The organism is Geodermatophilus marinus, from assembly GCF_003428645.1.
GTDB lineage: Bacteria > Actinomycetota > Actinomycetes > Mycobacteriales > Geodermatophilaceae > Geodermatophilus.
This window is the reverse complement of record NZ_QVQH01000049.1, coordinates 1-10,100: the sequence shown is the minus strand read 5'-3', so window position 1 is coordinate 10,100 and position 10,100 is coordinate 1. Positions and strand designations below refer to the sequence as shown.

5 protein-coding genes, 1 pseudogene and 1 other annotated feature are annotated in these 10,100 nt (G+C 73.0%); of the genes and pseudogenes, 3 read left to right on the top strand and 3 right to left on the bottom strand.

The features are described from left to right. Window positions 1–266: 266 nt before the first annotated feature. Complete coding sequence (locus tag D0Z06_RS24735; RefSeq protein WP_117380202.1) at window positions 267–1,013, bottom strand: hypothetical protein; 747 nt, start codon at window positions 1,011–1,013, stop codon at window positions 267–269. A gap of 233 nt (window positions 1,014–1,246) precedes the next feature. Between D0Z06_RS24735 and D0Z06_RS24730 the strand changes: the two are divergent. Next, window positions 1,247–2,497: pseudogene (locus D0Z06_RS24730) on the top strand (IS3 family transposase). After that, window positions 1,526–1,654 (top strand) — a sequence feature (AL1L pseudoknot). (Overlaps the previous pseudogene by 129 nt.) A 308-nt stretch (window positions 2,498–2,805) precedes the next feature. Here the strand turns inward: D0Z06_RS24730 and D0Z06_RS24725 are convergent. Next, window positions 2,806–4,884: a S9 family peptidase gene (locus tag D0Z06_RS24725; RefSeq protein ID WP_199522532.1), complete on the bottom strand. Its 2,079-nt coding sequence runs from the start codon at window positions 4,882–4,884 to the stop codon at window positions 2,806–2,808. Between the two features lie 135 nt (window positions 4,885–5,019). Next, window positions 5,020–5,727, bottom strand: a complete 708-nt coding sequence (locus D0Z06_RS24720; protein WP_117380201.1) for a metal-dependent transcriptional regulator — start codon at window positions 5,725–5,727, stop codon at window positions 5,020–5,022. Window positions 5,728–5,877: 150 nt separating this feature from the next. Between D0Z06_RS24720 and D0Z06_RS24715 the strand changes: the two genes are divergently transcribed. Continuing rightward, window positions 5,878–7,059: an acetoin utilization protein AcuC gene (locus D0Z06_RS24715; protein ID WP_117380200.1), complete on the top strand. Its 1,182-nt coding sequence runs from the start codon at window positions 5,878–5,880 to the stop codon at window positions 7,057–7,059. Then, window positions 7,052–9,964, top strand: a complete 2,913-nt coding sequence (locus D0Z06_RS24710; RefSeq protein WP_370453384.1) for a bifunctional acetate--CoA ligase family protein/GNAT family N-acetyltransferase — start codon at window positions 7,052–7,054, stop codon at window positions 9,962–9,964. The genes D0Z06_RS24715 and D0Z06_RS24710 overlap by 8 nt, the downstream gene beginning before the upstream one ends. The last annotated feature ends 136 nt before the right edge of the window (window positions 9,965–10,100 follow it).

Below are 10,100 nucleotides of genomic sequence, written 5' to 3'. Positions count from 1 at the left end.
AAGGTAGCGTCAGGCACGTCGAGGCCTTCCGGATGGGCAGTGTGAGAACTTCCATCTTCGGAAGGCCTCGACGTCTATCCCGGGACCGACGCGCCAGCCCGATCTACACCCTCAACTACGAAGAGCCAGTTTGGAGTCGCTACAGTCGACCCTGCCTCATGCTGCCGATGTGCGTCGAAATCGGCACCTTTGGAGTCGGTGCGATCGCTCCCCGTGCATAGTTTGTTGGGCAGCCTCTTGCGGGACTTCGTGGGTCGGGAGTCAGCTCAGGTCAGCCGCCCATCGAAGGCTGCCCAGTCCGAGACCTTTTCCACCCTAACAGGGGGACCCGCGTGCTCGGTGGCTGGGAGCCGATAGGTATAGGTCTCCGACAGCGTGAGATTCAGCTGCGGCAGCGTGCCAGTGACCAAGAAGAGGAGCGCCCGCTCCGCGTGCGGCCTCGCAGCTCTCGATGAGGTGTCGCAGCCCTTGAACACCAAACTCAGGGGACCCTGAAAGCGTGGGGCGGGTATATTTACCTCGCCAGGAAGGGGTTCGACGGTCCGCAACCCCCAGACTCGTCCGCTGTCTAACCTGGGATCATCCCGCATGATCCATGCCCTCACCCTTACGTCGACGACGTCAAGTTTCGTTGCAAGATAGCACCTAAAGGTGACGTCTACCCTACCGGGCACCGTTTTGGATGGCTCGATGTAGACCTTCTCCGACTGAATAAAGACCCGTGGATAGGTGAAAATCTTAAAGACTACCGCTCCCAGCAGGACGACAGGCAAGATCAGGCGGATAATTGCAAGTATCAGCAGCAAGACATCGCGGTCGAATGTCCCGCCGATGCCTTCGACGATCGTCCTGTCGATGCCAAGAAGTTCCAACGAAGCTTCACGGAGCACTGTCAGGAACCGCTCATCGGAATAGCCTCCAATCTGAATCCAGAGGGCGACGATGAGTGCCGCGGCTAGTTCGATCATCAGGAAGTACAGAATCAGGGCGACCAGTGGGGTCCGTGCGAGCATGGATCTGTAAGAATCACGACGCCTCGGGTGTTGGCGTCCCCAAGTCGGCCACTTGGTCATCTGTCCCCGCCACCTAGCAGTCGGCGGAACCGTCCCAGGGAGACTCATCGGTTCTGCGATGCAACGATAAGGCAGTGTGCTGGACTATAGGTGTAGCTAGTGCGCCGCGCCGGATAGAACACTGTCTCGCCCCGGGTCTGATGGAGGCTCTCAATCCACGGAGGATGAGAGTCATGGCGGCACCCGGGAAGTACCCCGACGAGCTGCGGGGAGCGGGCGACCCGGATGGCGGTCGAGGCGCGGCGTGACCCGGCCACCCGGGCGGGGGCGTTGAAGCGGATCGGCGAGCAGCTGGGCATCAACCCCGAGACGCTGCGCAACTGGGTCATCCAGGCCGAGATCGACGAGGGCGACCGGCCAGGCACCACGACCGATGACGCCACCCGGCTGGCCGAGCTGGAGCGGGAGAACCGGGAGCTGCGCCGGGCGAACGCGATCCTGAAGAGCGCGTCGGCTTTCTTTGCGGCGGAGCTCGACCGCCCGTCTCGCTGATCGTCGCCTTCATCGATCAGCACAAGCTCGTGCAGGGGGTCGAGCCGATCTGCCGTGTCCTCACCGAGGCCGGCGTCAAGATCGCCCCGAGCACCTACTACGCGCACCGCACGCGGCCGCCCTCGGCGCGGTCGCTCACCGACGCGGCGACCACGGCGGTGATCGAGCAGGTGCACGAGGAGAACTTCGGTGTCTACGGCGCCCGCAAGGTGCACGCCCAGTTGCGCCGGCAGGGTCACGCGGTGGCCCGGTGCACGGTCGAGCGGCTGATGCGCGCCGCCGGGCTGCGCGGGATCACGCGGGTGAAGGGTCCGCGGACCACGGTGCCCGGGGCCGGCCCGGACACCCGCCCGGACCTGGTGGAGCGGGCGTTCACCGCGACCGGCCCGGACCAGCTGTGGGTTGCCGACATCACCTACTGCCGGACCTTCTCCGGCTGGGTGTACGCCGCCTTCGTCATCGACGTGTTCTCCCGCCGGGTGGTGGGCTGGCAGCTGTCCAAGAGCCTGCGCACCGACCTCGCGCTGGACGCGCTGGAGATGGGTATCTGGACCCGCCGCCGGGCCGGCCGCGACGTGACAGGGCTGGTGCACCACTCGGACAAGGGCGGGCAGTACCTCGCGGTGCGCTACACCCAGCGCCTCGCCGAGGCCGGCGCGGTTGCCTCGGTCGGTTCCACCGGCGACTCCTACGACAACGCGCTGGCCGAGGCGTTCAACTCGCTGTTCAAGGCCGAGCTGGTGCGCAACCGGGGCCCCTGGAAGGGCATCGACGACCTCGAGTTCGCCACCGCCGAGTACATCGACTGGTTCAACCACCGGCGTCTGCATGGCGAGATCGGTCTGATCCCACCGGCCGAGCACGAGGACACCTTCTACCGGCACCACCCCGCGGCGACTACCGTCGCCGCGTCAGTTCCGAGCCTCCACTGAACTCGAGGCGAGACAGCATAGACCGCCTTCCAAGTGTCCACGTCCACGATCGCCTCGCAGTTGCCGGGGTGTGGAGCAGTAGACGACGCTGTCCACCTCCCCGGCGCGGACAGCAGTCATGAGTGCCTCGTAGGCGGGCCGCCACTTCCGGCCCGCGTCGATGCCGAGATGTCGTTGTCCACGTGAACATGGCGCGTCGGTTGCAGGCTCCAACCGAGCCGTGCGGCATGCGCCTTGCCGTCGGGGACCTTGCGCTCGACACCGGCGGCCCTGGTTGCGGTCATGGCCCTCATCTCTGCTCGGTTGGCCTACAGGAGCTCCGGGCGCCGCCACTCCTGGCCGAGCACGTGCTCCGCCAGGAAGGCCAGCACTGTTTCGTAGAAAACAGCGGCATTGCCGGGGGTGAGCACCCAGTGGTTCTCGTCGGGGAAGTACAGGAACCGGGAGGGCACCGCCCGCTTCTGCAGGTCGTACCAGAGCCGCAGCGCCTCGCCGATGGGCACCCGGTAGTCGCGGTCGCCGTGGATGACCAGCACCGGGGTGCGGATCGCGTCGGCGAACCGGTGCGGCGAGTGCTGCTCGTAGCGCTTGGGCTGGGTGAGCGGGTCGCCCCACTCCTTCTCCCAGTAGTAGGCCGCGTCGGTGGTGCCGGTGAACGCGTCCATGTCCCACAGGCTGGCGTGGGTCACGATGGCGCGGAACCGGTCGGTCCGGGTGGCCACCCAGTTGGCCATGTACCCGCCGAACGACCCGCCCATGGCGGCGGTGCGGGTGGCGTCGACGTCGGGGCGGGCGACGGCCGCGTCGACCGCGGCCATGAGGTCGGTGTAGGGCTCCTCGCCCCAGCGCCCCCAGCCGCGCCGGACGAAGTCCTGCCCGAAGCCCTGCGAGAGGGCCGGGTTGGGCAGCAGGACGGCGTAGCCGCGCGCGGCCATGACCCAGGGGCACCACCGCCACGACCAGGAGTTCCAGCTCATCAGCGGGCCGCCGTGGATCCACAGCAGCAGCGGGGCGGGGCGCTCGGCCGACGCGCCCTCGGGCAGCACCAGCCAGGACTGCACCCGGCTGCCGTCCTCGGCGGTGGCCCCGACCTCGTGCAGCGTGCCGGGCAGGCCGGGGAGGGTCCCGGGGTTCGGCAGCGGCGCCGGGTGCTGGCCGGTGGCGTGCGGGTCCAGCCGCACCGGCGCCGGCGGCTCGTCGTAGGCCGAGCGCAGGGCGTAGAGGGCGCTGCCGTCCCGGGCCACCTGCAGGTCGGAGTAGGCGCCGTCGGTGGTCATCCGGACCGGCTCGCCGCCCTCGGCCGGCACCCGGAACAGCGCGTGCCGGCCGTCGTCGTCGGCGAGGAAGTAGACCGTGCGCCCGTCGGCGGAGAACTGCGGCGCGCTCGGCCAGCGGTCGAAGCCGGCGGTGAGCTCGCGGGCGGTGCCGGTCGCCGGGTCGACGTGCAGCAGCGTGTAGTCCGGCGGCTCCTCGTAGCTCGACATCGACTCCCGGACGCAGACCACCGCGGCCCCGTCGGGGGAGAAGCGGGCGGAGTGGACGTCGGCCAGCGGGTCGTCGACGAGCACGCGGGGCTCGCCGGTGCCGGTGTCCTGCACCACCAGGCGGTCGCGGCGGCCGGCCGGCCCGTCGGGCACCGTCTCGGTGCGCAGCGCCAGGCGGCCGTCGGGGGAGAGGTCGACCGCGTCGCCGGCGCCGTCGGGGGGCGCGGCGCCCGGGGTGAGGTCGCGCAGCACCACCGGCTCGGCCGCGTCCCCCGCCGGTGGCTCGGGCGGTACCTGCCCGACCCAGAACAGGTGCGACGTGGCGGGTCCGAGGTCGGCGTCCCAGTGGCGCACCGGGTAGGCCTCGTGCAGGACCGCGGTGACCCCGGCCTCCTTGCGGGCCTTGCGGCGCGCGGCGTCCTCCTCGGGGTCCGCGGCGCCGGGCATCGCCTCGGCCAGGAGGACGACGTCCCCGCTGCCGGCGGCCACGGCGAACCCGCCGACCCCGCCGGGGTGGGTGGCCAGCACCCGGGCCTCGCCGCCGGCGGGGGGCAGCGCCCACAGCGCCGGCTTCGGGTCCTCGCCACCGGGGGCCGCGCCCGGGTCGGGGCGGGCCGAGGTGAACAGCAGCGACCCGTCGGGCGCGAAGGCGGGGGAGGCCTCGCCGGGGGCGCTGCGGGTCAGCCGCCGCGCCTCCCGGCGCCCCTCCGGGTCGACCTCCCACAGCGCCGACCGCCACCGGGTGCCCTCGGCGTCGAGGGTCTGCACGGAGACCACCAGCCGCCGGCCGTCGGGCGACAGCGCCAGCCCCGCGACGCGGGGGAGGGCGACGAAGTCGGCCAGCCGGGCGAACGGGGTGGACGGGGCCCCGGTCGGGGCGGAGGTGGCGTCGGGCTGGCTCACGCGGGCCTTCTCTCGGGCGGGGGGACGCTCCCCGGCCGGGGAGGCGTCGCCCCACCGTAGGAACCGCGGGAGCGAGGCCCCCTCACAGGGGCCCGGCCGCGAGCGCGCGGGTGGCGGAGGCGAGGGCGCCCTCCCTCAGAGCCGCGGGGCGGCCTGCACGGCGGTGAGCTCCTCGTCGAGGGCGCTGACGAACACGTGCTGGGCGACACCGGCCGGCAGCGCCCGGCCGTCCAGGCTGATCGAGCCGGAGACCAGCTGGGCGACGACGACCGCCCCCGGCCGCAGGCCATGGTCGGCCAGGACGCGCATGAGCTCGGAGTCCTCCTGCAGCTGCTCGCTGATCCGGCGGATCTCCACGCGGCGCCCCTCCGGCGTGGCCGTCGTCGAGAGCAGGGTCAGCGAGTCCAGCACCGCCGAGGTCTCCCCGCCGAGCGCGTCCAGCCCGGGGATCGGGTTGCCGAAGGGGGAGACCGTCGGGTTGCCGAGCAGGGTGAGCAGCTTGCGCTCCACCGCCTCGCTCATGACGTGCTCCCAGCGGCAGGCCTCCTCGTGGACGTCGGCGTAGTCCAGGCCGATGACGTCCACGAGCAGGCACTCGGCCAGCCGGTGCTTGCGCATGACCGCGGTGGCCAGCTGGCGGCCCTGCTCCGAGAGCTGCAGGTGCCGGTCGCCCTCGACGGTCAGCAGGCCGTCGCGCTCCATGCGGGCGACCGTCTGGCTGACCGTGGGGCCGCTCTGGTGCAGCCGCTCGGCGATGCGGGCGCGGAGGGGGACGATCCCCTCCTCCTCCAGCTCGAAGATGGTGCGGAGGTACATCTCGGTGGTGTCGATCAGGTCGTTCACAGCTCTCCTCCGTGTCGGACCTGATCGTACGGGGGGTCGCGGCCGCTGCCGAGCACGTTCGGGGGCCGGGGAACGCGCGCGGCGGTAGCGTCCCGGGCAGGACGGGGACGCCGGCTGCAGGCCGGCGCCGGACGCCGGCGAGGAGGGGCCGTGAGCGACTCGGTCGCGGTCGTCTGGGACGACGCGCTGCTCGGCTACACGATGGGCGGGGACCACCCGCTGCACCCGGTCCGGTTGGACCTCACCATGCGGCTGGCCGACTCCCTCGGCGTCCTCGCCAGCGACCGGCTCGAGGTGGTGCAGCCCACCCCGGCCGGCCCGGACCTGCTGACGCTGGTGCACGACCCGGTCTACCTGGACGCGGTCCGGCGGGCGCCCGCCGAGCCCGGCATCGGCTTCGGGATGGGGACGCCGGACAACCCGATCTTCGACGGGATGTACGACGCGGCCGCGCTGATCACCGGCGGCAGCGTCCTGGCCGCCGAGCGGGTCCACACCGGCCGCGCCCAGCACGCGGTCAACATCTCCGGCGGGCTGCACCACGCCATGCGCGACCGCGCCTCAGGGTTCTGCGTCTTCAACGACGCGGCGGTCGCGATCGCCTGGCTGCTGCGCCAGGGGTACCAGCGGATCGCCTACGTCGACGTGGACGTGCACCACGGCGACGGGGTGCAGGCCGCCTTCTACGACGACCCGCGCGTGCTCACCGTGAGCGTCCACCAGACGCCGCTGACGCTGTTCCCCGGCACCGGGTACCCGGAGGAGACCGGGGACCCGGACACGGCGCTGGGCAGCGCGGTGAACCTGGCCCTGCCCAACGGCACCGACGACTCCGGCTGGCTGCGCGCCTTCACCGCCGTCGTGCCCGGGGTGCTGCGGGCGTTCCGGCCGGAGATCCTGGTGACCCAGTGCGGCTGCGACGCCCACCACGAGGACCCCCTCGCCGACCTCGCGCTCACCGTCGACGGGCAGCGCGCCAGCTACCGGGCGCTGCACGACCTGGCCCACGAGATCTGCGACGGTCGGTGGCTGGCCCTCGGCGGCGGCGGGTACGGGCTCGTCCGGTGCGTGCCGCGGGCGTGGACCCACCTCATCGCCGAGGCCTCGGGCGACCGGCTGGACCCGGCGACGGAGATCCCGGAGTCCTGGCGGGAGGACGTCGTCCGCCGGGGGTTGCGGGCCCGGCCGCCCACGCACATGACCGAGGGCGGGTACACCGGCTTTACCCGCTGGGACCCCTTCACCGAGTCCCGGGTGGACCGCGCGGTCATGCGCAGCCGCCGGGCCTCGTTCCCCTACTTCGGCCTCGACCCGGACGACCCCCGTGACTGAAGAAGGACCCCGTCCTCCTCACCACTCGCAGGCTCGCGGCGAGCCTCGGGACGGGGCCGCCCGTCCTCCTCACCACTCGCAGGCTGGCGGTGAGCCTCGGGACGGGGCCGCCCGTCCTCCTCACCACTCGCAGGCTGGCGGTGAGCCTCGGGACGGGGCCGCGGGCGCTGCGGCGCGGCCGGCCGCGGGCGTTGCGAAGGGTCCACCCCCGGCCCGGCCCGACGCCGCGCCCCAGCCGCCGGCGCACTGGGAGGCCGACATCATCGCCGCCGACGGCGGCACCGTGCACCTGCGGCCGATCCGCCCCTCGGACGCCGACGGTCTGGTCGGCCTCATGGACCGCAGCTCCGACCAGACCCGCTACTACCGCTTCTTCGGGCCCATGAAGCGGCTCTCGGAGCGGGACCTGCACCGCTTCACCCACGTCGACCACGACGCGCGGGTGGCGTTCGTGCTCGTCCTGGGCGACCACGTCATCGGCGTCGGCCGCTACGACCGCTACCCCGGCACCGCCGACGCGGAGGTGGCCTTCCTCGTCGAGGACGCCCACCAGGGCCGCGGGCTGGGGTCGGTGCTGCTCGAGCACCTGGCGGCCGCGGCGGGTGAGCGGGGCATCGAGCGCTTCGTCGCCGAGGTGCTGGCGCAGAACAACCGGATGGTGCGGGTCTTCCTCGACGCCGGGTACACGCCCACCCGGTCCTACGAGGACGGCGTCGTCCACCTGAGCTTCCCGATCGCGCCCACCGAGACCGCCCTCGCGGTGCGCTACGAGCGGGAGCAGCGCAGCGAGTCGCGGTCCATCGCCCGGCTGCTCACCCCCTCGTCGGTGGCCGTGGTCGGGGCCAGCAACGACGAGGACAAGGTGGGCCACGCCGTCCTGCGGCACCTGCTCGACTACGGGTTCCGCGGGCCGGTCTACCCGGTCAACCCCGGCACCCGCCACGTCCGCGGGGTGCCGGCCTACGCCGGCATCGAGGCCATCCCGGACGACGTCGACCTCGCGGTGCTCGCCGTCCCCGCCGACGAGGTGGCCGGCGTCGTCGAGGCCTGCCGCCGCAAGCAGGTGCGCGGCCTGGTGGTCATCTCCGGCGGCTTCGGCGAGTCCGGGCCCGAGGGGCAAGCGGCCGAGCGGCGGTTCGTCGCGGCCGCGCGCGCGTCCGGGATGCGGGTGGTGGGCCCTAACTGCCTCGGCATCGTGAACACCGACCCCGCGGTCCGGCTCAACGCCAGCCTCGCGCCGCGGGTGCCCGGCCGCGGCCGGGTCGGGTTCTTCGCGCAGTCCGGGGCGCTCGGGTCGGCGCTGCTCGAGCAGGCGCGGACCCGCAACATCGGGCTGTCGAGCTTCGTCTCGGCCGGCAACCGCGCCGACGTCAGCGGCAACGACATGCTGCAGTACTGGGCGACCGACCCGGGCACCGAGGTCGTCCTGCTGCACCTGGAGAGCTTCGGCAACCCCCGCAAGTTCGCCCGGCTGGCCCGGCGGGTGGGCCGGACCAAGCCGGTCGTGGCGGTGAAGAGCGGCCGGCACGTGCGCATGACCGCGGGCCTGGCCGGCACCTCCGTCGCGGTGCCCGAGGAGTCGGTGGGCGCGCTGTTCGCCTCGGCCGGCGTCATCCGGGTCGACACCCTCGCGCAGCTCTTCGACGTCGGCACCCTGCTGGCCCACCAGCCGCTGCCGGCCGGCGACCGGGTGGCCGTCGTCGGCAACTCCACGGCGATGGGCGTGCTGGTCACCGACGCCGTCCTCGAGGAGGGCCTGGAGCTGGCGCACGAGGCGCCCACCGACATCGGTGCGGCCGGTTCGGCGGAGGAGTTCCGGGCCGCCCTGCAGGGGGCGCTCGACGACGACGCCGTCGACGCTGTGGTCGCGGTCTTCCTGCCGCCGCTGCGCCGGGGGTCCGACGCGTTCGGCCGGGCGCTGCGCGAGGTGGCCCGCGCCGCCACCAAGCCGATCGTGGCCACCTTCCTGTCCACCGAGGGCATCCCGGGCGAGCTCGCCGTCCCCGGCGAGGACGGGACCCCGGCCCGCGGCTCGGTGCCCTCGTTCTCCACCCCGGAGCGGGCGGTGATCGCGCTGGCGAAGGTGGCGCAGTACGCCCGCTGGCGGCGCCGGCCGGTCGGCGCGCTACCGCAGCTCGAGGGGGTCGACGAGCAGGCCGCCCGCGCCGTCGTCACCGCCGCGCTGGGCGACGACGCCGGCGGGCGCCCGCTCACCGACGACGAGACGATCGCGCTGCTGGCCGCCTACGGGGTGCCGCTGCTCGGCACCCGCACCGTGACCGACGCCGAGGCGGCGGTCGCGGCCGCCGGGGAGATCGGCTACCCGGTGGTGCTCAAGTCGACCGCGCCGTGGCTGCGGCACCGCTCCGACCTGGGCGGGGTCCGCCTGGACCTGCAGGACGCCGAGGACGTGCGCGCCGCCTACGCGGCGATCCCCGCCGGCGACCCGGTGATCGTGCAGGAGATAGCCGCACCGGGCGTGGCGACCGTCGTGGAGATCGTCGACGACCCGTCCTTCGGCGCGCTGGTCAGCTTCGGCCTCGGGGGGGTGGCCACCGACCTGCTCGGCGACCGCGCCTACCGCACGCTGCCGCTCACCGACACCGACGCCGCCGAGCTGGTGCGCGCGCCGCGCGCGTGGCCGCTGCTCAACGGCTACCGGGGGTCCGAGCCGGTCGACGTCGCCGCGCTCGAGGACCTCCTGCTGCGGGTGGCCCGGCTCGCCGACGACCTGCCCGAGGTGCTGCGGCTGTCGCTGGAGCCGGTGATCGTCGGGCCGCCGAACCCGTGGCACGGCGGCCGCTCGCTGGTGATCGCCGGCGCTTCCGTGCGGGTCGGCCCGCCGACGGCGCGGGTCCCGCCGGGCCCCCGACGGATGCGCAGCCCCGGCGACCACCTCTACTGACCGCGGCTCAGGCGCGTTATGTGGGTTGCCGTCGGCAACTGATGGCTTGACATGAGGGCGCCTCTGCGGAGCGTGGTGGTTGTCGAAGCCCCTCGCCCGCAGAGGCGCCTCTCATGCTCCCCACCGAGGACCTGTT